25 protein-coding genes are annotated in these 25,593 nt (G+C 67.0%); 15 read left to right on the forward strand and 10 right to left on the reverse strand.

The window, feature by feature from the left end; translation table 11 throughout:
- Positions 1 to 145 precede the first annotated feature (145 nt).
- Entirely contained in the window at positions 146 to 847 is a 702-nt protein-coding gene (locus ACZYZF_RS22500; RefSeq protein ID WP_463744226.1) for an IclR family transcriptional regulator, read from the reverse strand.
- A 118-nt stretch (positions 848 to 965) separates the two neighbouring features.
- On the opposite strand from ACZYZF_RS22500, the gene leuC reads away from it, so the two are divergent.
- From leuC to ACZYZF_RS22515, 3 genes are all read left to right on the forward strand, one after another.
- Entirely contained in the window at positions 966 to 2,420 is a 1,455-nt protein-coding gene (gene leuC / locus ACZYZF_RS22505) for a 3-isopropylmalate dehydratase large subunit (RefSeq protein WP_463744225.1), read from the forward strand.
- Positions 2,421 to 2,442: 22 nt separating this feature from the next.
- A complete protein-coding gene (leuD, locus tag ACZYZF_RS22510; RefSeq protein ID WP_463744224.1) occupies positions 2,443 to 3,036 on the forward strand; it encodes a 3-isopropylmalate dehydratase small subunit in 594 nt (197 codons plus the stop codon).
- Positions 3,037 to 3,251: 215 nt separating this feature from the next.
- Positions 3,252 to 3,905 carry an HU family DNA-binding protein gene (locus ACZYZF_RS22515; protein ID WP_463836858.1) on the forward strand — a complete coding sequence of 218 codons (654 nt, stop codon included), beginning with the start codon at positions 3,252 to 3,254 and terminating at the stop codon, positions 3,903 to 3,905.
- Positions 3,906 to 3,967: 62 nt separating this feature from the next.
- Here the strand turns inward: ACZYZF_RS22515 and mutT1 are convergent, their stop codons facing one another.
- Genes mutT1 through cofC form a run of 3 tightly spaced genes read right to left on the reverse strand, consistent with a single transcriptional unit; the run spans position 3,968 to position 7,861 of the window.
- Positions 3,968 to 4,906 carry an 8-oxo-(d)GTP phosphatase MutT1 gene (gene mutT1 / locus ACZYZF_RS22520; RefSeq protein ID WP_463744222.1) on the reverse strand — a complete coding sequence of 313 codons (939 nt, stop codon included), beginning with the start codon at positions 4,904 to 4,906 and terminating at the stop codon, positions 3,968 to 3,970.
- Positions 4,907 to 4,965: 59 nt separating this feature from the next.
- Positions 4,966 to 7,161, reverse strand: coding sequence for an RNA degradosome polyphosphate kinase (locus ACZYZF_RS22525; RefSeq protein WP_463744221.1), 2,196 nt, complete (start codon positions 7,159 to 7,161; stop codon positions 4,966 to 4,968).
- A gap of 34 nt (positions 7,162 to 7,195) precedes the next feature.
- Positions 7,196 to 7,861 carry a 2-phospho-L-lactate guanylyltransferase gene (gene cofC / locus ACZYZF_RS22530; protein ID WP_463744220.1) on the reverse strand — a complete coding sequence of 222 codons (666 nt, stop codon included), beginning with the start codon at positions 7,859 to 7,861 and terminating at the stop codon, positions 7,196 to 7,198.
- Between the two features lie 82 nt (positions 7,862 to 7,943).
- On the opposite strand from cofC, the gene ACZYZF_RS22535 reads away from it, so the two are divergent.
- The 3 genes from ACZYZF_RS22535 (at position 7,944) to ACZYZF_RS22545 (ending at position 11,245) form a co-directional block, all read left to right on the forward strand.
- Complete coding sequence (locus ACZYZF_RS22535; protein ID WP_463745244.1) at positions 7,944 to 8,924, forward strand: NAD(P)H-dependent glycerol-3-phosphate dehydrogenase; 981 nt, start codon at positions 7,944 to 7,946, stop codon at positions 8,922 to 8,924.
- Between the two features lie 31 nt (positions 8,925 to 8,955).
- Positions 8,956 to 10,062, forward strand: a complete 1,107-nt coding sequence (locus ACZYZF_RS22540; protein ID WP_463744219.1) for a cystathionine gamma-lyase — start codon at positions 8,956 to 8,958, stop codon at positions 10,060 to 10,062.
- A 61-nt stretch (positions 10,063 to 10,123) separates the two neighbouring features.
- Positions 10,124 to 11,245 (forward strand): D-alanine--D-alanine ligase family protein, encoded by a 1,122-nt coding sequence (locus tag ACZYZF_RS22545; protein WP_463744218.1) that lies wholly within the window; start codon positions 10,124 to 10,126, stop codon positions 11,243 to 11,245.
- 2 nt (positions 11,246 to 11,247) lie between these two features.
- Here ACZYZF_RS22545 and ACZYZF_RS22550 read toward each other — a convergent pair whose 3' ends face one another.
- Together ACZYZF_RS22550 and ACZYZF_RS22555 are read right to left on the reverse strand one after the other, a co-directional pair.
- A complete protein-coding gene (locus tag ACZYZF_RS22550) occupies positions 11,248 to 11,826 on the reverse strand; it encodes a DUF3515 domain-containing protein (protein WP_463744217.1) in 579 nt (192 codons plus the stop codon).
- A 10-nt stretch (positions 11,827 to 11,836) separates the two neighbouring features.
- On the reverse strand, positions 11,837 to 12,079 hold the full coding sequence (locus ACZYZF_RS22555; protein WP_463744216.1) for an Lrp/AsnC ligand binding domain-containing protein: 243 nt from the start codon (positions 12,077 to 12,079) through the stop codon (positions 11,837 to 11,839).
- A 108-nt stretch (positions 12,080 to 12,187) separates the two neighbouring features.
- Between ACZYZF_RS22555 and ACZYZF_RS22560 the strand changes: the two genes are divergently transcribed.
- The gene (locus ACZYZF_RS22560) at positions 12,188 to 13,180 is read left to right on the forward strand and encodes a thiamine-phosphate kinase (RefSeq protein ID WP_463836859.1); all 993 of its coding nucleotides are present in this window, start codon (positions 12,188 to 12,190) and stop codon (positions 13,178 to 13,180) included.
- Between the two features lie 24 nt (positions 13,181 to 13,204).
- Positions 13,205 to 13,915 (forward strand): uracil-DNA glycosylase, encoded by a 711-nt coding sequence (locus ACZYZF_RS22565; RefSeq protein ID WP_463744214.1) that lies wholly within the window; start codon positions 13,205 to 13,207, stop codon positions 13,913 to 13,915.
- Positions 13,916 to 13,920: 5 nt separating this feature from the next.
- Here the strand turns inward: ACZYZF_RS22565 and ACZYZF_RS22570 are convergent, their stop codons facing one another.
- Both ACZYZF_RS22570 and rpmB read right to left on the reverse strand, forming a co-directional pair.
- The gene (locus ACZYZF_RS22570) at positions 13,921 to 14,277 is read right to left on the reverse strand and encodes a hypothetical protein (protein ID WP_463744213.1); all 357 of its coding nucleotides are present in this window, start codon (positions 14,275 to 14,277) and stop codon (positions 13,921 to 13,923) included.
- Positions 14,278 to 14,345: 68 nt separating this feature from the next.
- Positions 14,346 to 14,540, reverse strand: a complete 195-nt coding sequence (gene rpmB, locus ACZYZF_RS22575) for a 50S ribosomal protein L28 (protein ID WP_003881125.1) — start codon at positions 14,538 to 14,540, stop codon at positions 14,346 to 14,348.
- Between the two features lie 271 nt (positions 14,541 to 14,811).
- Between rpmB and ACZYZF_RS22580 the strand changes: the two genes are divergently transcribed.
- The 3 genes from ACZYZF_RS22580 to ACZYZF_RS22590 are packed head-to-tail and all read left to right on the forward strand — an operon-like array spanning position 14,812 to position 19,375.
- Positions 14,812 to 16,437 (forward strand): DAK2 domain-containing protein, encoded by a 1,626-nt coding sequence (locus tag ACZYZF_RS22580; protein WP_463744212.1) that lies wholly within the window; start codon positions 14,812 to 14,814, stop codon positions 16,435 to 16,437.
- Positions 16,437 to 18,671: an ATP-dependent DNA helicase RecG gene (gene recG / locus ACZYZF_RS22585; RefSeq protein WP_463744211.1), complete on the forward strand. Its 2,235-nt coding sequence runs from the start codon at positions 16,437 to 16,439 to the stop codon at positions 18,669 to 18,671. The genes ACZYZF_RS22580 and recG overlap by 1 nt, the downstream gene beginning before the upstream one ends.
- An 11-nt stretch (positions 18,672 to 18,682) precedes the next feature.
- A complete protein-coding gene (locus ACZYZF_RS22590; RefSeq protein ID WP_463745243.1) occupies positions 18,683 to 19,375 on the forward strand; it encodes an HNH endonuclease family protein in 693 nt (230 codons plus the stop codon).
- A gap of 78 nt (positions 19,376 to 19,453) precedes the next feature.
- On the opposite strand, the gene ACZYZF_RS22595 is transcribed toward ACZYZF_RS22590, so the two are convergent.
- Both ACZYZF_RS22595 and ACZYZF_RS22600 read right to left on the reverse strand, forming a co-directional pair.
- On the reverse strand, positions 19,454 to 20,296 hold the full coding sequence (locus ACZYZF_RS22595) for an aldo/keto reductase (protein ID WP_463744210.1): 843 nt from the start codon (positions 20,294 to 20,296) through the stop codon (positions 19,454 to 19,456).
- Between the two features lie 5 nt (positions 20,297 to 20,301).
- A complete protein-coding gene (locus tag ACZYZF_RS22600; RefSeq protein WP_463745242.1) occupies positions 20,302 to 21,129 on the reverse strand; it encodes an aldo/keto reductase in 828 nt (275 codons plus the stop codon).
- A 13-nt stretch (positions 21,130 to 21,142) separates the two neighbouring features.
- Here ACZYZF_RS22600 and ACZYZF_RS22605 point away from each other — a divergent pair, with 13 nt between their 5' ends.
- The 4 genes from ACZYZF_RS22605 to ACZYZF_RS22620 form a co-directional block, all read left to right on the forward strand.
- A complete protein-coding gene (locus ACZYZF_RS22605; protein WP_463744209.1) occupies positions 21,143 to 22,279 on the forward strand; it encodes an alpha/beta hydrolase in 1,137 nt (378 codons plus the stop codon).
- 27 nt (positions 22,280 to 22,306) lie between these two features.
- Positions 22,307 to 23,149, forward strand: a complete 843-nt coding sequence (locus ACZYZF_RS22610; protein ID WP_463744208.1) for a DsbA family protein — start codon at positions 22,307 to 22,309, stop codon at positions 23,147 to 23,149.
- Positions 23,146 to 23,781, forward strand: a complete 636-nt coding sequence (locus ACZYZF_RS22615; protein WP_463744207.1) for a vitamin K epoxide reductase family protein — start codon at positions 23,146 to 23,148, stop codon at positions 23,779 to 23,781. Before ACZYZF_RS22610 ends, ACZYZF_RS22615 begins: the two co-directional genes overlap by 4 nt.
- Before the next feature lie 34 nt (positions 23,782 to 23,815).
- Positions 23,816 to 25,593: pyruvate carboxylase (locus ACZYZF_RS22620; protein WP_463836860.1), on the forward strand; the 1,778-nt coding region annotated here is incomplete at its 3' end.

Genomic DNA, 25,593 nt, shown 5'->3' on the forward strand with positions numbered 1-25,593 from the left:
TGGTGTCCGCAACCGCTTTGTCACGCCAGAGTGGCTCCGGGTGTCGAACATCACGCTGGAGTAGCGTCGGCCCCCGACGGCCGCGCCGTCGTGACAAAGCTCGGCCCGGCCACGCCGAGGCGTCACGAGAATATTGAGATTCGCCTCACAGTCGGCGGGTCAGCGCGTCGGCTGCGGCGAGAAGATCGGCAGCCCAGCGGGCCCCCGGCCGACGGCCCATGCGGTCGATCGGTCCGGACACCGACACCGCGGCGATCACCGCGCCCCGGCCGTCGCGGACGGGCGCCGAGACGCTGGCCACTCCGGGCTCACGCTCGGCGGCGCTCTGTGCCCAGCCACGCTTGCGGACCTCGGCCAGCGTGCGGTCGGTGAACTTGGCCGCCGGCAGCACGGACTGTTGGGTGGCCGGGTCGGCGTAGGCGAGTAGAACTTTGGCTCCCGAGCCGGCGGTCATCGGTAGGTGGGTGCCCACCGGCACGGTGTCGCGAAGCCCGGCCGGGGGCTCCAATGCCACTACGCAGACGCGCGATTGCCCCTCGCGCCGGTACAGCTGCACGCTCTCGCCCGTTATTTCGCGGAGGCGAGGCAGTACCGCGGCCCCGGCCGCCAGGAGCGGATCGTTGACGTGGGAGGCCAATTCGGTCAGTGCCGGGCCGAGTCGCCAGCGTCCGTCGCCGTCACGGGTCAGCAGCCGGTGGGTTTCGAGCCCGGCGGCCAGCCGGTGCGCGGTCGCCCGCGGCAGCCCGGTCCGTTCGCAGAGTTCGGCCAGCCCGCAAGGTGACTCGGCCACGGTGTGCAGCACACCCACGGCTTTGTCGAGAACGCCGATGCCGCTATCATTTCTCACAGAGAGATACTAGCGTCTCGCATTGTGAGATGACAGGCGAGATGGCGACAGTAACTCCCAGCCCTGGCGGACTCTTGATGCAAGCCCGCGTTGCCGTTAATCGAATCGAGAAGTAGCGATGGACCAATCGACACAGATATCAGTGAAGCCGCGCACCCTGGCCGAAAAGGTTTGGGACGACCACGTCGTGGCGCGCGGTCAGGGAGAGGGCGCGGCCCAAGAGCCCGACCTGATCTACATCGACCTGCATCTTGTCCACGAGGTCACCAGCCCGCAGGCATTCGACGGCCTGCGATTGGCGGGCCGGCCGGTGCGACGTCCCGACCTGACGATCGCCACCGAGGACCACAACGTGCCCACGGTCGACATCGACAAGCCGATCGCGGACCCGGTTTCGCGCACCCAGGTCGAGACATTGCGGCGCAACTGCGAGGAATTCGGCATCCGGCTGCATTCGATGGGGGATGCCGAACAGGGCATCGTGCACATCATCGGACCGCAGCTGGGGCTGACGCAGCCGGGCATGACCGTCGTGTGTGGGGACAGCCACACCTCGACCCACGGTGCGTTCGGCGCCATCGCCATGGGCATCGGCACCTCCGAGGTCGAGCACGTGATGGCCACGCAGACACTGGCGCTCAAGCCGTTCAAGACCATGGCGGTCAACGTGGACGGCGTACTGCCGCCCGGGGTGAGCGCCAAGGACATCATCCTGGCCGTGATCGCCAAGATCGGCACCGGCGGCGGCCAGGGGCACGTCATCGAATACCGGGGCAGTGCCATCGAGGCGCTGTCCATGGAAGGCCGGATGACGATCTGCAACATGAGCATCGAGGCCGGGGCCCGGGCCGGCATGGTCGCCCCTGACGAGACCACCTTCGAATTCCTCAAGGGCCGCCCGAACGCGCCCCAGGGGGCCGACTGGGACGCTGCTCTGGCCGCATGGAGCCAGTTGCGTACCGACGAGGGTGCCGAATTCGACACCGAGGTCTACTTGGATGCCGCCACGTTGAGCCCGTTCGTGACGTGGGGAACCAACCCGGGCCAGGGCGTTCCGCTGTCCGCGTCGGTTCCCGATCCGGAGTTGATCGGCGACGACGGAGAGCGTCAGTCGGCGGAGAAGGCTTTGGCCTACATGGATCTTCGGCCCGGGATGGCCATGCGCGATATCGCCGTGGACACCGTCTTCGTCGGGTCCTGCACCAACGGCCGGATCGAGGATCTGCGAGTGGTCGCCGACGTGCTGCGCGATCGCAAGGTCGCCGACGGAGTGCGGATGCTGGTGGTACCGGGTTCGATGCGGGTCCGGGCCCAGGCCGAATCGGAAGGTCTCGACGGGATATTCACTGCCGCGGGCGCGGAATGGCGTCAGGCGGGCTGCTCGATGTGTCTGGGCATGAACCCTGATCAACTGTCCCCTGGCCAGCGCTGCGCCTCGACTTCAAACCGGAATTTCGAAGGCCGACAGGGTAAGGGGGGCCGTACGCACCTCGTCTCGCCGGCTGTCGCCGCAGCCACCGCCGTACGCGGAAAGCTGGCGTCCCCTGCCGATCTGCCCGCCGCGACCCGCTAAGAAAACCAGAAGGAGAAGCCTGATGGAGGCTTTTAGCACTCATACCGGTATCGGCGTCCCGCTGCGGCGGTCCAATGTCGACACCGACCAGATCATCCCCGCGGTCTATTTGAAGCGGGTAACCCGAACAGGTTTCGAAGACGGATTATTCGCCGCCTGGCGCACAGACCCGTCATTCATTCTGAATCTCCCGCCATTCGACAAAGGCTCGGTGTTGGTCGCGGGACCAGATTTCGGCACCGGATCGTCACGCGAACATGCCGTCTGGGCGCTCATGGACTATGGCTTCCGGGTGGTTATCTCATCCCGATTCGCCGATATTTTCCGCGGCAACGCCGGTAAGGCCGGGCTATTGGCCGCCGAAGTCGCCCAAGACGATGTCGAGCTCTTATGGAAGCTCATCGAGCAGAATCCGGGCCTGGAAATCACTGTGAATCTTCAAGATCGAAATGTCGTCGCCGGAACGGTTGTGTTGCCGTTCAGAATTGACGACTACACGGCCTGGCGGCTGCTCGAGGGACTCGACGATATAGGCCTTACGCTGCGGAAACTCTCTTCGATCGAGGATTACGAGAAGCGCCGTCCGACCTGGAAGCCGCATACTCTGCCGGCCTGATCGGGGGCCCTGTACGGGCGCTTCGGCGCCCGAAATCGCCGCCTGCCAAACCGGTTCTGGACCCGACCGAGCGGAGTCCAAGTGGGGCAAGCGGATTGCCGGATTGTTCGCTAGCTACGCCTGAAATTGCGCGTGGCTCTTGGAAATCAGTGGTCACAGGGTTTACCGTGTCCTCTAGTCGGTCCAAGGAGGACCACTGGTTTCGGAGGTTTTGGATGAACAAAGCGGAGCTCATCGACGTACTCACAACCAAACTGGGCACCGATCGTCGGCAGGCTACCGCCGCGGTGGAGAACGTTGTGGACACCATCGTCCGCGCGGTGCACAAGGGCGAAAGCGTCACGATCACCGGCTTCGGTGTTTTCGAGCAGCGCCGTCGCGCTGCCCGTGTGGCACGTAACCCGCGCACCGGCGAGACGGTGAAGGTCAAGCCCACCTCGGTGCCGGCATTCCGTCCGGGCGCTCAGTTCAAGGCGGTTGTCGCTGGGGCGCAGCGCCTCCCGGCTGACGGTCCGGCCGTCAAGCGCGGCGTCACCGCGGGCCCGGCCAAGCGGACCGCCGCAAAGAAGACCGTCGCCAAGAAGGCGCCGGCCAAGAAGGCGGCTGTCAAGAAGGCGGCTCCGGCCAAGAAGGCCGCGACCAAGGCGCCCGCCAAGAAGGCGGCTGTCAAGAAGGCTCCCGCCAAGAAGGCGGCGACCAAGGCTCCGGCCAAGAAGGCCGCGACCAAGGCGCCCGCCAAGAAGGCGGCTGTCAAGAAGGCTCCCGCCAAGAAGGCGGCGACCAAGGCTCCGGCCAAGAAGGCCGCGACCAAGGCGCCCGCCAAGAAGGTGGCTGCCAAGAAGGCGCCGGCCAAGAAGGGCCGCAAGTAATTACGGTAAAGGCACGTCGTGGGCGGTAGGTCAGCTCACGACGTGCCTTTTCTCGTGTGTGTTCAGCCGCCGGTGGGCAGGGGACTGCCGAGATGGTCAGCGGCGATCAGTCGGCCGTCGGTCATCGACAGCACCCAGGTGCTGCCCTTGCGATTTCCGGTGGTCTGCGGGCGCACCTGTGACCGCGAGCACCACCACGAGATGAGATCGGGAATCACCTTGCCCTGGGTGCAGATCACCGGGGTCCCCGCCCGGGCGGCGAGTTCCAGGACACGGCTGCGACCGGCCTTGTGGTCGGAGCGGTATGCCTCCTCGGTCAACTCCGGCTCGTTGTGAATGTCCACCCCGAGTTCCTGTGCGAGGGGCTCGAGGGTCTGATGGCAGCGCAACCGATCGGCCGCGTAAAGCGTTGTGGCACCGAATGCCAGTAGTTGGCCGACCAGAGCTTCGGCCTGTGCCCGGCCCTTCTTGTCCAACGGACGTTTGCGGTCGTCGCCCTTGAAACGGGACCGCCGTCCGGCCGTACCGTGTCGCACGATCAGCAGCGTGTCGGTGTCGGGCGCGTGTTTCCCGAAGCGGCGCAACACTTTTCGATCTTGCGGGTAGTCCAGCTGGTTCATTGCCGCGTCCACCGGCAGCCAGATGAGCTTGTCCACCTCGTCATTGGGGGTGAAGTCTCCTCCAGTGGCGCGGGCTGCCCAATACCAGACCCGTTTGGTGCCCTGCGGAATGTCATACGAGATCGAACCGAGCCGGCGGCCGAGTTGTGCGGTGTAACCGGTCTCTTCGTGAACTTCGCGTACCGCGGCCACCGGATCGGTTTCGTTCAACTCGACCTTGCCCTTGGGCAGGGACCAATCGTCGTATCGCGGACGGTGGATCACAGCCACCTCGGTCACCGCTCCACCTGCGGCGTCCTCGCCGCCGCGCCACAACACGGCGCCCGCCGCGGGCACGAGCCTGCTACCCGGCTGCGCTGCTTTCGTGCTGTCGTTGGACACCTAAACTCCTGCAGGTCATTCACCGGCCCGGTCCGAGCGGCCCCGGGTCCGGGCGGGGGTCAGGGGTGCCGGTGGCGTTCCATCAGCGACACCTGGTGGTCGCGGACTGTCTGTCCCGCCTGGGGCAGGGCCGTCCAGTGACCATCGTGTCGTAACTCCCAGCACCGGGTGGCCGGATCCATCGCGGACTCGAACACATCGTTGAGTTGGGCGGTCAGCCTCGGATCCTTGACCTGAGCCATCACTTCGACACGGCGGTCGAGATTACGATGCATCATGTCGGCACTGCCGATCCAGAACTCGTTGATGGCGCGGAAGTGAATAATGCGCGAGTGCTCGAGGAAGCGTCCGAGGATCGAGCGCACCGTGACGTTGTCGGAGTATCCGGGGACACCGGGACGTAGGGCGCAGATACCCCGCACCACGATCTCGACCGGAACTCCAGCTTGTGAGGCCCGGTAGAGCGCATCGATCACCTGCTCGTCGACCAGTGCGTTGGCCTTCACCCGGATACCGGTCTTGGCTCCCTCATGATGGGCGGCGATCTCCCGGTCGATGCGCTCGATGATGCCCTTGCGCACCCCGCGCGGCGCCACCAGCAGATTGCGGTAGGAGTCCTTACGGGAATACCCGGTCAGGGAATTGAACAAGTCGGTGAGGTCGGCGCCGATGTCGGGATCGGCCGTGAGCAACCCCACGTCTTCATACAGGCGTGCGGTTTTCGGGTTGTAGTTGCCGGTACCGATGTGGCAGTAGCGCCGGATCGTCGATCCTTCGCGTCGCACCACGAGGCAGGTTTTGCAGTGCGTCTTGAGTCCGATCAACCCGTAGACCACATGCACCCCGGCCTGTTCGAGTGCTCTGGCCCACTTGATGTTGGCCTGCTCGTCGAAGCGAGCCTTGATCTCGACGAGCGCGACCACCTGCTTGCCTGCCTCGGCGGCGTCGATCAGGGCGTTGATGATGGGGGAGTCACCGGAGGTGCGGTACAGCGTCTGCTTGATCGCCAGCACGTTCGGATCGGCGGCGGCCTGCTCGATGAAGCGCTGAACGGTGGTGGAGAACGAGTCATAGGGATGGTGCACCAGCACATCCCCGTCGCGCAGTGTGGAGAAAATGCTCTTCGGCGTCTCCCGTTCACCGAAAGCCGGTGGGGTGGCGGGCACGAACGGCCGGTCCTTGAGGGCGGGACGATCCACGCCATAGATCTGCCACAGCGCGGAGAGATCCAGCAGCCCCGGTACCTCGATGACGTCACCGGGGTACACATCCAGTTCCCGGAGCAGCAGTTCGAGCATGCTCTCGGTCATGTCGTCGGACACTTCCAGCCGGACCGGCGAGCCGAACCGCCTGCGGGCCAGTTCGCGTTCCAGTGCCTGCAGCAGGTCCTCGTCGCGATCCTCTTCGACCTCGAAGTCGGCGTTGCGGGTGATCCGGAATGCGTGGTGCTCGACGATCTCCAGACCGGGGAACAACACCGGTAAGAACGCCGCGATCAGTTCCTCCATCGGCAGGAACCGCACCACCGTCGAGCCGTCGGCGGGCGCGCTGAGTTCGACGAAGCGGCCGACGTTGTCGGGCACCTTGATCCTGGCGAAGTGCTGACCGCCGTCCTCGGGGTGCTTGACGGTGACGGCCAGGTTCAGGCTCAGCCCGCTGACGAACGGGAACGGGTGCGCCGGATCCACCGCCAGCGGCGTGAGGACGGGGAATACCTGTTCGTGGAAGTAGGTGGAGAGCTTCGCGCGTTCGGACTCGTCGAGCTGGGCCCAGTTGACGATGACGATGCCCTCTTCGGCCAGGGCCGGGCGGACGGAGCTGAAGAACACGCTGGCGTGACGGCTCGCGATCTGCTGGGTGCGTTCGTTGATGCGACGCAACTGTTCGCGTGGGGACAGGCCGTCGGCCGAGCGCACCGAAAGTCCCATCTCGTCGCGGCGTTTGAGGCCGGCCACCCGGACCATGTAGAACTCGTCGAGGTTCGAGGCGAAGATTGCCAGGAACTTCGCCCGCTCGAGTAATGGCAACGAGGTGTCGGCCGCCAGAGCCAGGACCCGCGAATTGAAATCCAGCCAGCTCAGCTCGCGGTTGAGGTATCGGTCCTCGGGCAGTGCGTCGTCCACTGCGGGTGAGGTGGCAGCCGGTGGCGCTTCAGGTGCCGATGACTCGTCGGACGGCCCCGATACGGCTGCCGCGGCGTCCCGTCGGGAGTGGTCCGATCGGGTACCTGGCTCGGCTTCGGTGGCTTCGCTCATCCGTCCGATCATTCCCTATCCCGCGGGTCCTCGGCTACCTGGTGGCGTGCCTGCCGAGGGTGCGTGCAGTTGCGGTGCCGACGCCGAGACGCCGGGCCGCCTGCAAATCGTCGGGGGTGTCGATATCGCAGCGCAGGCCGGGCCAGGCCCCGGTGAGTTCGATCGCGCCGGAGTGGCGATGGCGCGCAGCCGAATCGGATCCGAAGTGCGGAGCCAGGGCAGTGCCGAACGCGAAGAGCGCCGCGGTTCCGGTGCCGTGCCGGTCGCCGACGAAACTGCGTTGGTAACCGCGGGCCAGGGCCAGGGCCTCGGCCAGCTCCTGGGGCTGCAGGGCAGGTAGATCTCCTTGGAGTACAACGATATTCGGCGCAGCGGAGCGAAGCTCGGCCTCGGCCGCGGTGATGGCGTTGTTGAGTGGGTCACGATGACCGGGTGGTGTCGGGTCCATCAACACCCTGGCGCCGAGTTGCCGGGCGGCCTCCGCCGCGGTCTCGTCGGGAGTGACGACGGTGACGGGGGCGATGGACGACGCGGCGGTGACGGTATCGACCAGCATGGCCAGCACCACAGCCTCGCGGGTGGCCGCGGAGAAGATGGGCGCCAGCCGGGTTTTGGCGGCTGACAGCCGTTTCACCGCGATCACGAGGGTGACGTCAGCAGCCGGCGTGGCTGCGGCGTTGCCGCTTCGGGAGCCGCTCATGGGTTCATCCTGCCAGCCCGGCCGGCGTCGGCGCGTGACACAGCCGCCGGGATAGGGTGAACGGGTGGTAGAGGCTGCGGTGATGGGTGCCGGTGCGTGGGGGACGGCGCTGGCCAAGGTGCTGGCGGACGCGGGAAATCCGGTGACGATGTGGGCCCGGCGTCCAGAGGTCGCCGACGAGATCAACACCGAGCATCGCAACAGCCGCTATCTCGGGGACGTCGTCCTGCCGTCGACGATCCGGGCCACCTCGGATCCGGGCGAGGCGCTGGCCGGTGCCTGCACGGTGCTGCTCGGTGTTCCGGCTCAGCAGCTTCGGGCGAACCTGGCCGGGTGGAAGCACCTGATCGGTGACGACGTGACATTGGTCAGTCTGGCCAAGGGAATCGAACTCGGCTCGCTCATGCGGATGAGCCAGGTCATCGTCCAGGTGACCGGTGTGGATCCGTCCCGGGTCGCGGTGGTGACGGGACCGAACCTGGCCAGCGAGATCGCCGACGAGCAGCCGGCGGCCACTGTCGTCGCCTGCAGCGACTCCGGACGCGCGGTCACTCTGCAGCGGGCCTTGGCCACCGGATACTTCCGGCCTTATACGAACGCCGACGTGGTGGGCGCCGAAGTCGGCGGGGCGTGCAAGAACGTCATCGCGCTGGCCTGTGGCATGGCAGTGGGAGTCGGGCTGGGGGAGAACACCGTGGCCGCCATCATCACCCGCGGGCTGGCGGAGGTCATGCGGCTCGGTATTGCGCTGGGCGCCACCCCCGCCACGCTGGCCGGGCTGGCCGGTGTCGGAGATCTCGTGGCCACGTGTACCTCGGAGCGCTCCCGTAACCGCACCTTCGGTGTGCGGCTGGGCAAGGGAGGCACCATGGAATCGGCGCTGACCGCGGCGGGCGGACATGTGGCCGAGGGCGTCGCCTCGTGCGAATCAGTGCTGGCGCTGGCCTCCAGTTACGGTGTCGAGATGCCGCTCACCGACGCCGTTCATCGGGTGTGTCACAAGGGATTGTCGGTTCACGAGGCAGTCTCAGGGCTTTTGGGTCGCAGCACCAAACCGGAGTAGGGATCCTCCGGGGCGAGGAGGAAAAACGGGTATGGACGGTTTGTACGGGGATTCCACTCGAAGCGTCAAAGCTGTTGGTCTGGAATCGATTCCGGGACAGCCGGTGGCACCGATGCCGGTGCCGGCGTCGACATTCCACCTCTCGCCAGACGAAGCTGAGCCGCTGGACAGCTACGGGCGCAGCTCCAATCCGTCATGGCGACAACTGGAATCGGCGCTCGCTGAACTCGAAGGGGCGGCCGCCGCGCTCACATTCGGATCGGGCATGGCCGCGATCACCTCGGCTCTGCGGGTGCTGGCCAAACCGGGATCCACACTTGTGGTCCCCGCCGACGGCTACTATCAGGTCCGTCAATACGCGGTCGAATATCTTGCACCGCAGGGTATTACGGTGATCGAGGCGACTGTTGCCGACATCTGTGAGGCCTCCGCGGAAGCTGACGCGGTGCTCGCCGAGACGCCGGCCAATCCGGGGCTCGACGTCGTCGATCTGCACCGGCTGGCGATGACCTGCCGCGGTCGCGGCGCCACGCTCGTCGTCGATAACACCACCGCCACGCCGCTGGGCCAGCAACCGCTGTCGCTCGGCGCCGACCTCGTGGTGGCCAGTGCCACGAAATCACTGTCGGGGCACAGCGATCTGGTGGCCGGCTACGTGGCCGGCAGCCAGCCCGAGCTGATGGCGGCGGTGGAGCGAGACCGGCTGCTGGCCGGACCCATCCTGGGCGCGTTCGAGGCCTGGCTGGTGCTGCGCAGTCTCGGCAGTGCCGGACTGCGCTTCGAACGGCAGTGCCAGAACGCCGCAGCCCTGGCGATGCTGCTGCGCAGCCATCCGGCGGTGCGCTCGGTGCGCTACCCCGGGCTGCCCGAAGATCCGGCACACGAGCTGGCGGCCACCCAGATGAAGCGTTTCGGCGGGCTGGTTTCGATAGAGCTGGCCGATGCCGCCGCGGTGCATGCCCTGGTGGAGCGCAGCGCGCTGCTCATCGCCTCGACCAGCTTCGGCGGGATCCACACCTCGGTCGATCGCCGGGCCCGCTGGGGCGACCCCGTACCGGCCGGTTTCGCCCGCATCTCGGCCGGGATCGAAGACACCGAGGACCTGCTCGCCGACGTGGAGCAGGCACTGCAGCGGTGAAAGCCCAGGTCGGGATGCGCCGGAAGGCGCGGACGGACCGGGACGGTAACCTCTCTAGGTTGTGACAGCCCGCAATCAGACCGGATCCCGCACCCGCGTCGCCGTCGTCTACGGCGGGCGTAGCTCTGAGCACGCAATTTCCTGCGTATCGGCAGGCAGCATCCTGCGCAACCTCGATCCGGAGCGATTCGAGGTCGTCGCCGTCGGAATCACCCCCGACGGTTCGTGGATGTTGACCGACGGAAGTCCGGAGACGCTCGCGATCACCGACGGCCGGTTGCCCGAGGTGACCGAGACGTCGGGGACCGAGCTCGCGCTGCCTGCCGCCCCGAACCGCAGCGGCCAGCTGTTGGCGCTGAGCAACGGTCCCGGTGAGCTTTTGGCCGCCGTCGACGTGGTCTTCCCGGTACTGCACGGCCCCTACGGCGAGGACGGCACCATCCAGGGCCTCCTCGAGTTGGCCGGGATCCCGTACGTGGGCTCCGGTGTGCTGTCGAGCGCTGCGGGCATGGACAAGGAGTTCACCAAGAAGCTGCTCGTCGCCGAGTGCCTGCCGATCGGCGACTTCGTGGTGCTGCGTCCCAACCAGCCCACTCTGGATCTCGAGGACCGCGAACGGCTCGGCCTGCCGGTGTTCGTCAAACCGGCCCGGGGTGGCTCGTCGATCGGCGTCAGCCGGGTCGCGGCGTGGGATGAGCTGCCCGCGGCGATCGAACTCGCGCGCCGTCACGATCCGAAGGTCATCGTCGAGGCTGCGATCCCGGGGCGCGAACTGGAATGCGGAGTACTCGAATTCCCCGACGGCAAGATCGAAGCCAGCACCGTGGGCGAGATCCGGGTGGCCGGCGTGCGCGGGCGCGAGGACGGCTTCTACGACTTCGCCACCAAATACCTTGTCGACGCAGCCGAATTGGATGTACCTGCCAAGGTCGACGACGACGTCTCCGAGGAGGTCCGGCGGTTGGCCGTGCGGGCCTTCACCGCGATCGACTGCCAGGGGTTGGCCCGCGTCGACTTCTTCCTGACCGACGACGGCCCGGTGATCAACGAGATCAACACGATGCCGGGGTTCACCACCATCTCGATGTACCCGCGGATGTGGGCGGCCAGCGGCGTCGACTACCCGACATTGCTGACCGCGATGGTCGAGACGGCGCTGGCGCGCGGTACCGGTCTCCGCTGACCTCAGCGCGCCGGAGCCGGCGCGGGCTCCTGGGCGGGCATGGTGCGGGCGATCTGACCCGAGATCTGTTGAATGGGTGTCGGCCCGGACCCGGCGGGAAGTGTCAGGGCGATGTATACCGGGCGGTCGACCGCGTACCAGGTGCTGCGGCCCTGATCATCGGCCTCGCTGCCCGGGCCCGGCGCGCCTGGGTCACCCACCCGGAACCACTGGATCTCGTCGACCACCTGTAGCGGGGTGCCGACGACGAAATCAGTGGGGCGCTCCAGTCCGCAGCGCAGAACCACCGGCTCGGTGTCGGGCTCGGCACGCCAGGCCGCGGTGCCCGGCGGGGTCGGATCCACCGTCGGGGCACGCCGAAAATCGCCGAGCTGCTGTGGCAGCGCGTTCAGGAGGTCCTGGCACTGCTGGCTGTCGGCCTGCGGTGCAGGTATCGACGGAATGGCGACGGGTTGCTGCTCGGGTGAGCGCTGCCGGGACGCCGCGATACCGAGGACCGTGATCAGCACCGAGACCGCAACGACGAGCGCCGCGATCAGCAGGGTGCGGGGCGGTCCGTCGGAGGCGTGCGAGTCGGTCACACCACCAACTCTATGGCCGGCCGGCGTTGGCGATCGGGCAGGTCAGCGTCCGGGTGATTCCGGGTACCTGCTGCACCGCGGGCACGACATCGGACTGCAGCGCGGCCAACGTGTCGGCGCTGAGACGCAAGACCACGTCATAGGGCCCGGTCACGTATTCGGCGGAGACCACCCCAGGCAGTCCGGCGAGCTGTTTGGCGACGACCTCGGCGCGGCCCACCTCGGTCTGGATCAGCACGTAAGCGTCCACCACCGGCTGTCTCCTCCGTCTCGCTGCATAAACTGCTGGCCGCAGGCACCAAACGTACCGCAGGTCGGGTCCGGGTTCTCCCGACGCGACAGCCGACCGGTAGGAGGCGACATGACCGGCGAGACGATCGGCGACGATCCCGGTGACGACGAGGGCGACACTCTGGCGGCCGCCGGGGAATTCGTCGTCATCGACCGGCTGGTGTCCGGACGCGCGCAAGCCGAGGCCGTGACGCTGGGTCCGGGCGACGACGCGGCTGTGGTGACGGCTTCCGACGGGCGCACCGTGGTCTCCACCGACATGCTGGTGCAGGACCGGCATTTTCGGCTGGACTGGTCGACACCGCACGACATCGGACGCAAGGCCATCGCCCAGAACGCCGCCGATATCGAGGCGATGGGCGGGCGGGCCACCGCATTCGTGGTGGCGTTCGGTGCACCGCCCGACACCTCCGTCGCGGCCGCCACCGAGGTGTCCGACGGGTTGTGGGACGAGGCGCGTCGGTTGGGCGCCAGCATCGCCGGTGGAGATCTGGTCAGCGCCCCGCTGTGGGTGATATCGGTCACGGTTCTCGGTAACCTCGACGGACGGGAACCGGTGCGCCGCAGCGGTGCCCGCGCCGGCGACACCGTCGCCGTGGTAGGCGAGTTGGGACGATCGGCAGCCGGATATGCCTTGTGGGAGCACGGAGTCGAAGGGCCCGTCGGGTTCCAGGACCTGCGGCAGCGGCACCTGACCCCACAGCCGCCATACGGGCAGGGTGCCCGGGCAGCCGATGCCGGGGCCACCGCCATGACCGATGTCTCCGACGGCCTGCTCGCCGACCTGGGCCACATCGCGACGGCCTCCGGAGTTGGTATCGACCTCGACAGCAGCCGATTGGACGCCGATCGCCTGGCCGTCGCCGAGGCTGCCAGGGCAGTGGGCGCCGACCCACTGGCATGGGTTTTGGGCGGTGGTGAGGACCATGCGCTGGCCGCGACATTCCCCGGCGCGCCACCTCCCGGCTGGCGGAGCATCGGACGGGTGATCGAAAGCCCGGCAACGGTGCTCGTCGACGGCGCCACGTGGACGGGAAATGCGGGATGGCAGTCGTTTGACTGAGGGAGCACGCTAGGTTTGTTTTCCGTGACTGCGGAAGCGAGGAGCGATTCAACAGGGGCGCGCCCCCTGACTGATCTGGTCGAGGACGGCTGGGCGCGCGCGCTCAAGCCCGTGGAAACGCAGGTCGCGCAGATGGGTGGCTTCCTCCGCGAGGAACTCGCGGCCGGCCGACGCTATCTGCCTTCGGGGCAGAATGTGCTGCGCGCCTTCACTTTCCCCTTCGACCGGGTGCGCGTGCTGATCGTGGGTCAGGATCCCTACCCGACCCCGGGACATGCGGTCGGCCTCAGCTTCTCGGTGGGCGCCGACGTCCGTCCGCTGCCACGCAGCCTGTCGAACATCTTCAGCGAGTACACCCAGGATCTGGGCTACCCGCAGCCGGCCAACGGTGACCTCACCCCGTGGGCACAACAGGGCGTGATGCTGCTCAACAGGGTGCTCACGGTGTCGCCGGGAACGCCTGCCTCGCACCGCGGTAAGGGTTGGGAGGCGGTGACGGAGTGCGCGATCCGGGCGCTCGTCGGCCGCGAGCAGCCGATGGTGGCAGTCCTGTGGGGCCGCGACGCGTCCACGCTCAAACCGCTGCTGGCCGAAGGTGACTGCGCGACGATCGAATCACCGCACCCGTCGCCGTTGTCGGCGTCGCGGGGTTTCTTCGGATCGCGCCCGTTCAGCCGAGCCAACGAGCTGCTGCAGCAGAAAGGCGCCGACCCGATCGAATGGCGGCTGCCCTGAGGCGATCAGGGCATGGGAATCGCCGGCGGGGCGGGGATCGCGGGCGGCGCCGGAATCGGCGGAGGTGACGGGATACCCGGCGAGGGAATCTGAACAGTCATGTCCCCGCCGCCGTCGGTCGGACCCGGCATCTCAGCCGGCGGCGACGCGGGTCCGGGCGACACCGGGGTTTCGATGACCGTGGTCTCGGTGTGGGTCGCCGGACCTTCCGAGGTCACCGGGGCGTCCGTTGTCGAGGGAGTCTCCGAGGTGGTGGTGTTGCCATCGGAACTGGTGCCGCCGCATGCGGACAGCACGAAACCGACCGCGACTGCGGCCGCAAATGCATAGATCGGTGTCTGTGATGCACGACATGAGGTCATGACGACAGGAGATACCCTGCCGTGTCCTCAGATAAACACAAACGTCGCGCACCGACCAGGCGCGCGAGCTAGCCGCGCGAGACCTTGCCGGCCTTGATGCAGGAGGTGCAGGCGTTCACGCGCTGCTTGTTGCCACCCGGACGCGCCACGGCACGCACCGACTGGATGTTCGGATCCCAGCGCCGGCTGGTCCGCCGATGCGAGTGCGACACCGACTTGCCGAAGCCGGGCGCCTTTCCGCAGATATCGCACACGGCAGCCATATCAACAACTCCTCGAAATCAGTACTTGGGGGGCCTGGGCCCACTCGCCGCAAACGGCGGGGCTCGACCCGACAACCTGATCAGAATACCGGGAGGCCAGAGGATCGCCAAAACGGGTCGTGAGCATGACCCAGGTTGTCCACAGCCAGTGGTGCTCTGATCGGGTTTGTCGCTGTCACTGGATAGGCTGGCGGCCACGGCGATGACCGCGCCGCACGGGGGAACGCACCGGGTTTTCGGTGGGGATCTGATTCGGGGATTGGGAGGTCCGATGTCGGCTCGGCGGCTGGATGCCCCCGCTCTGCGGGCCTGGGCCCATACCGCTGTCGATGAGCTGATAGTCCACACCGACGAGATCAACCGACTCAACGTGTTTCCGGTGGCTGACGCCGATACCGGGACAAACATGCTGTTCACCATGCGTTCGGCGTGGGCGCACGTCGACGCCGAGCCGGCTGGCGCCGACATCACGGCGGTGGCGAGTGCATTGGCGGCCGGAGCATTGCAGGGCGCCCGGGGCAACTCCGGGGTGATCCTGTCCCAGATTCTGCTGGGCCTGGCCGAGGCCATCACCACCGCAGCGGCCAAGCGTGACGGCGATCTCGATGCGGTCGACGGAGCGCTGTTCGGCACGGCGCTGGGCCATGCCGCCGCCCTGGCCGTGACCTCGATGGGTGAGCCCGTGCCGGGGACGATCGTGTCCGTGCTGCAGGCGGCCGCCGAGGCCGGCGAACGGTGCGCGGCTGCCGGGGGCGACGTCGCCGATGTGGCGGCCGCTGCCGGCGAGGCCGCATCGGCCGCCCTGGACCGCACGCCGGAACAGCTCGACGTACTGGCCAAGGCCGGGGTGGTCGATTCCGGCGGCCGTGGCCTGCTCGTCCTGCTCGACGCCATGACGGTCACGCTGGCCGGCCACGCGCCCCGACGTCCGATCTACACCCCGGCCCCGCCGCAGGCCGCAGTGGCGGCCGCGGCGGCACCGCCGCAGTTCGAGGTCATGTACCTGCTGAGCGGGTGCGGTGCGGCTGCCGTCGAGGGGCTGCGGGCAGTGCTCGAGCAGACGGGTGAGTCGGTGGCGATCGCCGCCTCAGGTAGCGATCAGTACTCGGTGCACGTCCATCTCGACGATGCCGGCGCCGCAGTCGAGGCCGGGCTGGCAGTCGGGACACTGAACCGCATTCAGATCACCGCGCTGACCGTCGCCGCGGGTGTCAGGACAGTCGGTGGATGGGCTCGCGAGCGGGCCGTGCTCGCGGTGGTCGACGGGGACGGCGGCGTCGAGCTGTTCGCTGGTGAGGGCGCGCACGTGTTGCGGCCCGAAGGGGGCGAGCCGATCAATGCGCAGCAGTTGTTGCGTGCGCTGATCGATGTGGGTGCGGCTCAGGTGATGGTGTTGCCCAACGGGTATGTCGCCGCCGAGGAACTCGTGGCGGGCTGCACTGCCGCGATCGGTTGGGGGATCGACGTGGTGCCGGTGCCGGCCGGTTCGATGGTGCAGGGGTTGGCGGCGCTGGCCGTCCACGACGAGGGTCGGCAAGCCGTCGACGACGGCTACACCATGGCGCGCGCCGCCGCGGGAGCACGGCACGGTGCGGTGCGGATCGCCACCGACGAAGCGTTGACCTGGGCGGGCACCTGCAAGCCGGGTGACGGGCTGGGCATCGCCGGCGACGAGGTGCTGATCGTCGGGCCCGATCTCACCGCGGCCGCCGCCGGGTTGATCGATCTGCTGATGGTGGCCGGTGGAGAGCTGATCACGGTGCTGACCGGCGACGGTGTCGATGACACCGTGGGGGAGGCGCTGCAGGCCCACGTCCACCGGGCGCACCTCGGCGCCGAGTTGGTGACGTATCACACGGGCCACCGCGGCGACGCCCTGCTGATCGGGGTGGAGTAGTGGCCGCCCTCGGCGATCGGCTCGACTTCATCCTCGGCAAGAAGGGCGCCGACAAGCTCTTCGACCATTTCGGCTTGCGCACCGTCAACGACCTGCTGCGCCACTATCCGCGCAAATACAGCGAGGGCATGTCGGTACGTGGTGAGGACGACGCCCTGGACCTCGAGGAAGGGGAGCACGTCACGTTCGTCGACGTGGTGACCGACACCAAAGACGGGTTGATGCGCAGCCAACCCGGCAAGCGTGCCCGCAAATGGCTGCGCGTCACGCTGGGGGAACACCGGCCCAAGGTGACCGCCACGTTCTTCAACGCCGGCTGGATGATCGACCAACTGCCCACCGGAACCCGGATCATGTTGTCGGGCGAGGTCGGATTCTTCAAGGGCGCAATGCAATTGACGCACCCGGCCTATCTGGTGCTGGATTCCCCGACGGGCAAGACCCACGGCAGCAAGGCGATGAAGGCGATCGCCACCAGCTCGGGTGCGACGGGTGACGAGTTGCTGTCGGCGTTCGAGCGGGACTTCTTCCCGATCTATCCGGCCAGCGCCAAGTTGCAGAGCTGGGACATCTATGCCTGCGTGCGTCAGGTGTTGGACGTGCTCGACCCCGTCCCGGAACCGCTCCCGGAATCCTTTGTGCGCGAGCGGGATCTGATGAGTGAGGACGAGGCGCTCCGGGCCATCCATCTGGCCGAGAACTCGGTCGACCGGGATCGGGCAATGGAACGGTTGACCTACGACGAGGCGATCGGCCTGCAGTGGGGTCTGGTGGCACGGCGCTACGGGGAGCTCAGCGAATCCGGGCCCGTCGCGTTGCGCAGGACCGACGGGCTTGCCGCCGAGATGGCGACCCGGCTGCCGTTTGCGCTCACGCAGGGCCAGACCGAGGTGCTCGACGTGATCTCGGAGGAACTGGCCGCGACGCGTCCGATGAACCGGATGTTGCAGGGCGAGGTCGGGTCGGGCAAGACGATCGTCTCGGTCTTGGCCATGCTGCAGATGGTCGATGCCGGCTACCAGTGTGCCCTGTTGGCACCGACGGAAGTGCTTGCCGCCCAACATGCCCGGTCGGTCCGCGACGTGCTCGGGCCGCTGGCCATGGCAGGCCAACTCGGTGGGGCCGAGCACGGGACCCGGGTCGCGTTGCTGACGGGTTCGATGACGCCGCAGCAGAAGCGGGAGGCTCGCGGCGAAGTGGCCTCTGGCGCGGCGGGCATCGTCATCGGCACCCACGCACTGCTGCAGGAGGCGGTCGAGTTCCACAACCTCGGGATGGTTGTGGTCGACGAGCAACACCGATTCGGAGTCGAGCAGCGGGATACCTTGCGCGCCAAGGCGCGTGACGGAGTCACACCCCATCTGCTGGTGATGACCGCGACGCCGATTCCGCGCACGGTGGCACTGACCGTCTACGGCGACCTGGAAACCTCGACGTTGCGTGAGCTTCCCCGCGGTCGTCAGCCCATTACCACCAACACCATCTTCGTCTCGCAGAAGCCGACATGGCTGGACCGGGCGTGGGCCCGGATCAGGGAGGAAGTCGGCGCCGGACGCCAGGCCTACGTGGTGGCCTCGCGCATCGACGAGTCGGATAAGTCCAAGGTCAACAACGATGGCGAGGGCGGCCCCCCACCGGTCACGGTCCTGGAACTGTTCGACCGACTGGGCGCAGGACCATTGGCAGGGTTGCGGCTCGGCCTCATGCACGGCCGGCTGTCCGGGGAGGACAAGGACCTGGTCATGGGCGCGTTCCGCGCGGGAGAGATCGACGTTCTGGTGTGCACCACGGTGATTGAGGTCGGTGTCGACGTCCCCAATGCCACCGTCATGGTGGTGATGGATTCCGACCGCTTCGGAATCAGCCAGCTTCATCAGCTGCGCGGCCGGATCGGTCGTGGCCGGCATCCCAGTCTGTGTCTGCTCGCCACCCGGCTGCCGGAGACCTCGAAGGCCGGCGAACGGATCAAAGCCGTCGCCGCCACGCTCGACGGGTTCGCCCTGGCCGATCTCGATCTGCAGGAGCGTCGTGAGGGGGATGTGCTGGGGCTCAACCAGTCCGGGCGCACGATCAATCTGCGCTTCCTGTCGCTCGCCGATCACCTGGGCGTGATCACCGATGCCAGGGAGCTCTGCGAATCGGTGTATGAGAAGAGGCCCGACGATCCCGGGATGGCACTTCTGGCAGCCCAATTCGTCGACACCGACCGCGTCGAATACCTGGACAAGGCGTGACCCGCCGACGGATGTGGTGGCTGGCCGCAGCCGTGGCACTCGCAGTGGTCGTCGCCATCCAGGTGGCGTGGTCGACGCAACGTCCTGACCGGTTCGCCGCGCAGGCTCAACCACCCAGCGTCGCGCCCGGGGTTGATCTGCTGGCCGGAGTGCCCGAGGTGCCGCTGCGGATGCGCGGAAACGACTATCGCCGCGCGGCGTTCGGGGAGTCCTGGGACGACGACAACGGCGCGCCCGGTGGACACAACGGCTGTGACACCCGCAACGACATCCTCAACCGTGACCTCGTCGACAAGACGTTCGTCGCGATCAAACGGTGTCCGACCGCCGTGGCGACCGGCACCTTGCACGACCCGTATACGAATGCGGTGGTGTCGTTCGTGCGCGGCAACCAGACCGGTGCCTCGGTGCAGATCGACCACATCGTGCCGCTGGCGCTGGCTTGGGATCTCGGCGCGCGGAACTGGCCCGATGAGCTGCGGCTGCGGTTCGCCAACGACCCCGCCAATCTGCTGGCGGTCGCCGGCAAGCCCAACCAGGACAAGGGCGATCAGGAGCCTGCCCACTGGATGCCGCCGAACCGCGCGTTCTGGTGCCAGTACGCGGTCCAGTTCGTCGAGGTGCTGCGGGGTTATGCGCTTCCGGTCGACACCGCGTCGGCCGGGGTTTTGCGCGACGCCGCCGGCACGTGCCCCACGGGCTGAATTCCTTCGCGAGCAGACGCAAAACTGCCCATTTTCACGTGAAAAAGGGCAGTTTTGCGTCTGCTGGCGGAAGAGAAGCTAGCCCGTGAACGTCGCCGGGTCGGGCCGGAACCGGGTGCCATTATCGAGACTGTCGAGAGCCGCGATCTCATCGGTGGTCAGCTCGAAGCCGAACACGTCGAGATTGGAGGCGATGCGCTCCGGCTTGGTCGAGCGGGAGATCACGCTGTTGCCCAGCTGGATGCTCCAGCGGATCAGGACCTGCGCGGGGGTCTTCCCGTGCGCCTCGGCAATGGCCGTGACGGCCGGGTTGTCGAGCAGATTGCCGACACCGAGCGGGCTGTAGGCCTGCGTGACGACGTTGTACTGGGTGTTGGCGGCGCGCCAGGCGCTCTGATTGAGCAAGGGGTGCAGCTCGATCTGGTTGACCGCAGGAGCGACGAACGTCAGGTCGACGATCGTCGACAGGTTCTCGGGGCTGAAGTTGGATACGCCGGTGGAGCGGGCCACGCCCTCCTGCTTGAGGGCCATCAGCCCACCCCAGCTGTCGACGTACTTGCCGATGTCGTTGCCGGGCCAATGAATCAGGTAGAGGTCCACATAGTCGAGCCCGAGCCGCTCCAGGCTGGCGCGGCCGGCATTCTGCGATGACTGGAAACCCTGATCGGCGATGTCCAGTTTCGTGGTGACCGAAATCTCCTCACGCGGAATTCCCGATGCTGCGATGGCACGGCCGACGCCGGCCTCATTGCCGTAGGCGGCGGCGGTGTCGATCAAGCGGTGACCGGACTCAAGGGCCGCCGACACCACGCGCTCCGCCTCGGAATCCGAGAGTCCGCCGACACCGAAACCGACGACCGGGATCGTACGGTCGTCGTTGAGTGTGACGGTGGGAATCGCAGCCCCGTCAGAGGAGGTCATGGCACCTATCCTGTGAAGTTGAAGGTTTGGGGGTCGGGTCCCAGGCGGGTGTCCGTCTCCAACGAGGCGATGGCCGACATGTCCGACTGGTCCAGATCGAAATCGAACACGTCGAAATTACTCACAATCCGCTCCGGGTTCACTGACTTGGGGATGACGATATTACCCAGATGTATATGCCACCTAATCAGTACCTGTGCGGGGGTTTTGCCGTGCCGTTCGGCGATGCCGGTGATCACCGGATCGCCGAGCAGCGAGCCCTGGCCCAGCGGGCTCCACGCCTCGGTGGCGATGCCCAATTTGGCGTGTACCTCGCGAAGCTCGTGTTGCGGTAGCAGCGGGTGCAATTCGATCTGATTGACCGCGGGAACGATGCCGGTGGCGTCGATCAGGACCGTCAGGTGTTCGGGTGCGAAGTTGCTCACGCCGATGGACCGGATCCGGCCCTGATCGCGCAGATGCGCGAAAGCCTTGAAGGTGTCGACGTAGGCGTTGTTGGCCGGCACCGGCCAATGGATGAGATACAGGTCGAGGTAGTCGACGCCGAGCCGGTCCAGGCTGGCGTCGAACGCGGCCAGTGTCGAGTCGTATCCCTGATCGCTGTTCCACAGCTTGGTCACCAGGAACACGTCTTCGCGCGGGACCCCGGAGTCGGTCAGGCCGCGGCCGGTTTCGGCCTCGTTGCGGTACGCGGCGGCGGTGTCGATGTGCCGATAGCCTGCCCGCAGGGCCGTGGACACCGCGCGTTCGGTCTCCTCGGCGGGGGTCTGCCAAACCCCCAACCCGACTTGCGGTATCGAATTACCGTCGTTCAGCGTGACACGAGGACTCATAGAGGGAGCAGCCATGACTGAAAGTCTGCCAGGCGGGCAGATCCAGGGCGGACCTGGTGGCCACGGCCGGGACACGGTCAAACAGGCGGTGCTCGAGCGGGCAACCAAGTTCACCCTGTCCGCGATTCCGCGGATTTCCGACCGGACCAAACGCCTGCTGCTGGGCGGGCGTTCGGTGGTCGTCGACGGCAACACCCTGGACACCACGCTGCAATTCACCCTGGCCGCTCAGCGGGCAGCCGGAGTCGGGGGCCTCGTCGCCGATTACAGCCCGGAGTCTGGCGTTGCTGTTTCGCGGGCCGCGTTGCGGGCCACCGCGGCGATGATGAAGGTTCACATCCGCGCGGACGTGACCGAGATTTCGATTCCCGGACCGGCCGGCCCTCTGACGGCGCGACGTTACGTCCCCGACGGCACGGGCTCCCCGGCGACGTCGGCGATGTTGCTGTATTTCCACGGCGGCGGCTTCGTGCTCGGTGACCTCGACACCCATGACAGCCTGTGCCGGTTGATCTGCCGGGACGGTGGAATCCAGGTGATCTCCGTCGACTACCGGCTCGCGCCGGAACACAAGGCGCCGGCCGCCGTCGACGATGCGTATGCCGCATATCGCTGGGCGCTCGACCATGCTGCCGGCCTGGGCGCCACGCGCATCGTGGTCGGGGGAGACAGCGCGGGCGGCAATCTGGCGGCCGTCGTGGCGCAGCAGGCCCGCGACTCCGAGCTGCCGCTGCCGGCGCTGCAGCTGTTGCTCTATCCGGTTGCAGACATGTCGAGCGACACGCGATCCAAGACCCTGTTCTCCGACGGCTACTTCCTGAGCAAACACGACATGGATTGGTGCGGCGCGCACTACCTCGACGGTGCCGAGGTGACCGCCGAGGACCCGGTGATCTCACCGCTGCTGAGCGAGGATCTGTCCGGCTTGCCACCTGCGCTGGTGGTCACCGCCGGGTTCGATCCGCTGCGTGACGAGGGGAACCGCTACGCGAGAGCCCTACAGGACGCCGGGGTGGTGGTGGACCTCCGCGAAGAGCGGTCGATGATCCACGCGTTCGCCAACTTCTTCCCGCTGGGAGGCGGCAGCGCCACCGCGACGAACGCAATGATCTCGGCCCTGCGCGCACATCTCAGCCACGCCGAAAGTTGACCTGTCGGCGCCGGTACGCTTGTCGACGTGGCCAAACCGAAGAAGACCGCGAAGTACGACCTCAAGGCGGCGGACCGCAAGCGCAACCTGTTCGTTCAGATCGGGCTCACAGCCGTGGTGGTGGTGTTCGCCGTCGGGCTGGTGCTCTACATCGTGACGACCGGCCACAAGCGGCCTGCCACCGGGGAAGCCAGGGCCATCCACGTGGCGGCGCCCAACGTGGTCACCAAAGAGGGCACAACTGAGCCCAAGGTGACACTGAGCCTCTACGAGGATTTCCTGTGCCCGGCGTGCGGCATGCTCGAGCGACAGTTCGGCCCGACCATCAACAAGCTGATCGACGCGGGCGCTGTGGCCGCTGACTACCACATGGTCGCAATCCTGGACAAGGCCGGCAACGGCTACTCGTCACGGGCCGGTGGTGCTGCCTACTGCGTCGCCGACGAGTCCGTCGACGCGTTCCGCCGCTTCCACTCCGCGCTGTACACCCCTGGAATCCAGCCGGAGGAGGGTGGCGGCGTCTACCCGGACAATGCCCGGATCATCGAGTTGGCCCGCCAGGCCGGAGCCGCCGGTGAGGTGCCCAATTGCATCACCAAGGCTCGCTACGTGGAGATGGTGCAGGGTATGGCCGCAGCCACCGAGATCCACTCGACGCCGACCGTCAAGTTCAACGGTGAGGACTACAGCCCGACCACGCCGGACGCGCTGATCGCGAAGGTCAAGGAGATTGTGGGCGACCTGCCGGCCCTGAACGGTCCCGCTCCCGCTCCGGCCGCTCCCGCTCCCGCTCCCGGCGCCCCTGCAGCCCCCGCCCCGCCGGCGCCGGCCGCGCCCGCACCGCCCGCCCCCGCGCCGGCCCACCCATGACTGACGCCGCAGCGTCCGAGCTCGACGAACCCGGCGATGCCGGGACCGGAAAGGTCCCGGGAGTCGCCGTCGGCAAGGCCGGTGCGGTCTGGATACTGATCGCCGGCGTCCTCGGTCTGGCGGCGGCGCTGGCACTGACGGTCGAGAAGATCGAGCTGCTGATCGATCCGAGCTACGTGCCTTCTTGCAGCATCAACCCGGTGATCTCCTGTGGCTCGGTGATGTCCACGTGGCAGGCATCGGTCTTCGGGTTCCCCAACTCGCTGATCGGGGTGGTCGCGTTCACGGTCACCCTGGTCACGGGTGTTCTGGCCGTCGCGGGCGTCCGGTTGCCCCGCTGGTACTGGGCCGGACTGGCGGTGGGAAGCCTGCTCGGTGCGGTCATGGTGCACTGGCTGATCTTCGAGAGCCTCTACCGCATCGGTGCCCTGTGCCCGTACTGCATGGTGGTGTGGTCGGTGACCATCCCGCTGCTGGTGGTGACGAGCTCCATCGCGCTTCGGCCGCTGCACACCAACGCGGTCGCCAGAATTGTCCACCAGTGGCGGTGGTCGCTCGTGGCGCTCTGGTTCACCTCACTTTTGCTGTTGATCTTGGTGCGTTTCTGGGAATACTGGTCAACGCTCCTGTAACACTTCCGCAATAACTTGTCGGTTAGGTCTACCCGTGATTTCCAAACTGTTAGTCGCCAACCGTGGCGAGATCGCGATCCGTGCGTTTCGCGCTGCCTACGAGATGGGCATCGCGACGGTGGCGGTGTATCCGTATGAGGATCGCAATTCGCTGCATCGGCTGAAGGCCGACGAGTCGTATCAGATCGGCGAGATCGGCCATCCGGTACGGGCGTACCTGTCGGTGGACGAGATCATCAGGGTCGCCCAGCATTCCGGTGCGGACGCGGTGTACCCGGGTTACGGGTTCTTGTCGGAGAATCCGGAATTGGCTTCGGCGTGTGCGGAGGCGGGCATCACGTTTGTAGGCCCCTCGGCGCAGGTTCTGGAATTGACCGGTAACAAGGCGCGGGCGATCGACGCTGCGCGGGCAGCGGGCCTGCCGGTCCTGGCATCGTCGGCACCGTCGTCGTCGGTCGACGAATTGGTCACTGCCGCACGGGATATGACGTTCCCGCTGTTCGTCAAGGCGGTGTCTGGTGGCGGTGGGCGCGGTATGCGCCGGGTGACCGGTCCCGATGCGCTGCCCGAGGCGGTGGAGGCGGCGTCGCGCGAGGCCGAGTCGGCGTTCGGTGACCCCGAGGTGTACTTGGAGCAGGCCGTCATCAACCCGCGCCACATCGAGGTACAGATCCTGGCCGATACGCAGGGCAATGTGATGCACCTGTTCGAGCGGGATTGCAGTGTGCAGCGGCGGCATCAGAAGGTGATCGAGCTGGCGCCGGCGCCGAACCTGGATCCTGGGTTGCGCGAGCGGATTTGCGCGGATGCGGTGGCTCTGGCCCGCCAGATCGGTTACAGCTGTGCGGGCACCATCGAGTTCCTGCTCGATGAGCGTGGGCATCACGTGTTCATCGAGTGCAATCCACGCATTCAGGTGGAGCACACGGTGACCGAGGAGATCACCGATGTGGACCTGGTCGGTTCGCAGCTGCGGATCGCGGCCGGGGAGACGCTGGCCGATCTGGGGTTGAGCCAGGACTCGCTGGTCATTCGCGGAGCGGCGATGCAGTGCCGGATCACGACCGAGGATCCGGCTAATGGCTTCCGTCCGGACACCGGCCGGATCACCGCCTACCGGTCACCCGGGGGTGCGGGGGTGCGCCTGGATGGCGGCACCAACGTCGGGGCCGAAGTGCTGGCGCACTTCGACTCGATGCTGGTAAAGCTGACCTGTCGCGGGCGCGACTTTTCCACGGCGGTCTCGCGGGCCCGCCGAGCGCTGGCGGAGTTCCGCATCCGTGGGGTGTCGACGAACATTCCGTTCCTGCAGGCAGTCATCGAGGATCCCGATTTCCGGGCCGGACGGGTCACCACCTCGTTCATCGACGACCGTCCGCAGCTTCTGACCGCGCACACGCCGGCCGATCGCGGTACCAAGATCTTGAATTATCTGGCCGATGTCACGGTGAACAAGCCCAATGGCGAGCGGCCGTCGACGGTGTACCCACAGGACAAGCTGCCGTCGTTGGATCTGTCGACGGTGCCGCCGGCCGGCTCCAAGCAGCGTCTGGTCGAGTTGGGGCCCGAGGGGTTCGCGGCCTGGATGCGCGACAGCAAGGCCCTCGGGGTCACCGACACCACGTTCCGCGATGCCCATCAGTCGTTGTTGGCCACCCGGTTGCGGTCCACTGGGTTGCTCAAGGTGGCGCCGTATGTGGCGCGGATGATGCCGCAGTTGTTGTCCATCGAGTGCTGGGGTGGGGCGACTTATGATGTGGCGCTGCGGTTTTTGAAAGAGGATCCGTGGGAGCGGTTGGCCGCTCTGCGTGA

The sequence above is a fragment of the Mycobacterium sp. IDUB_24 genome, assembly GCF_055419385.1.

Coding starts and splice junctions, on each gene's coding strand:
- cofC (WP_463744220.1), bottom strand. CDS start 7,861: ATGAGCGGCTCCCGAAGCGGCAACGCCGCAGCCACGCCGGCTGCTGAC.
- rpmB (WP_003881125.1), bottom strand. CDS start 14,540: ATGGCTGCCGTGTGCGATATCTGCGGAAAGGCGCCCGGCTTCGGCAAG.
- ACZYZF_RS22615 (WP_463744207.1), top strand. CDS start 23,146: ATGACTGACGCCGCAGCGTCCGAGCTCGACGAACCCGGCGATGCCGGG.
- ACZYZF_RS22560 (WP_463836859.1), top strand. CDS start 12,188: ATGACCGGCGAGACGATCGGCGACGATCCCGGTGACGACGAGGGCGAC.
- ACZYZF_RS22540 (WP_463744219.1), top strand. CDS start 8,956: ATGGACGGTTTGTACGGGGATTCCACTCGAAGCGTCAAAGCTGTTGGT.
- ACZYZF_RS22525 (WP_463744221.1), bottom strand. CDS start 7,161: ATGAGCGAAGCCACCGAAGCCGAGCCAGGTACCCGATCGGACCACTCC.
- ACZYZF_RS22535 (WP_463745244.1), top strand. CDS start 7,944: ATGGGTGCCGGTGCGTGGGGGACGGCGCTGGCCAAGGTGCTGGCGGAC.
- leuD (WP_463744224.1), top strand. CDS start 2,443: ATGGAGGCTTTTAGCACTCATACCGGTATCGGCGTCCCGCTGCGGCGG.
- ACZYZF_RS22595 (WP_463744210.1), bottom strand. CDS start 20,296: ATGACCTCCTCTGACGGGGCTGCGATTCCCACCGTCACACTCAACGAC.
- ACZYZF_RS22570 (WP_463744213.1), bottom strand. CDS start 14,277: ATGACCTCATGTCGTGCATCACAGACACCGATCTATGCATTTGCGGCC.
- ACZYZF_RS22600 (WP_463745242.1), bottom strand. CDS start 21,129: ATGAGTCCTCGTGTCACGCTGAACGACGGTAATTCGATACCGCAAGTC.
- ACZYZF_RS22590 (WP_463745243.1), top strand. CDS start 18,683: ATGTGGTGGCTGGCCGCAGCCGTGGCACTCGCAGTGGTCGTCGCCATC.
- ACZYZF_RS22515 (WP_463836858.1), top strand. CDS start 3,252: ATGAACAAAGCGGAGCTCATCGACGTACTCACAACCAAACTGGGCACC.
- leuC (WP_463744225.1), top strand. CDS start 966: ATGGACCAATCGACACAGATATCAGTGAAGCCGCGCACCCTGGCCGAA.
- ACZYZF_RS22605 (WP_463744209.1), top strand. CDS start 21,143: ATGACTGAAAGTCTGCCAGGCGGGCAGATCCAGGGCGGACCTGGTGGC.
- ACZYZF_RS22580 (WP_463744212.1), top strand. CDS start 14,812: ATGTCGGCTCGGCGGCTGGATGCCCCCGCTCTGCGGGCCTGGGCCCAT.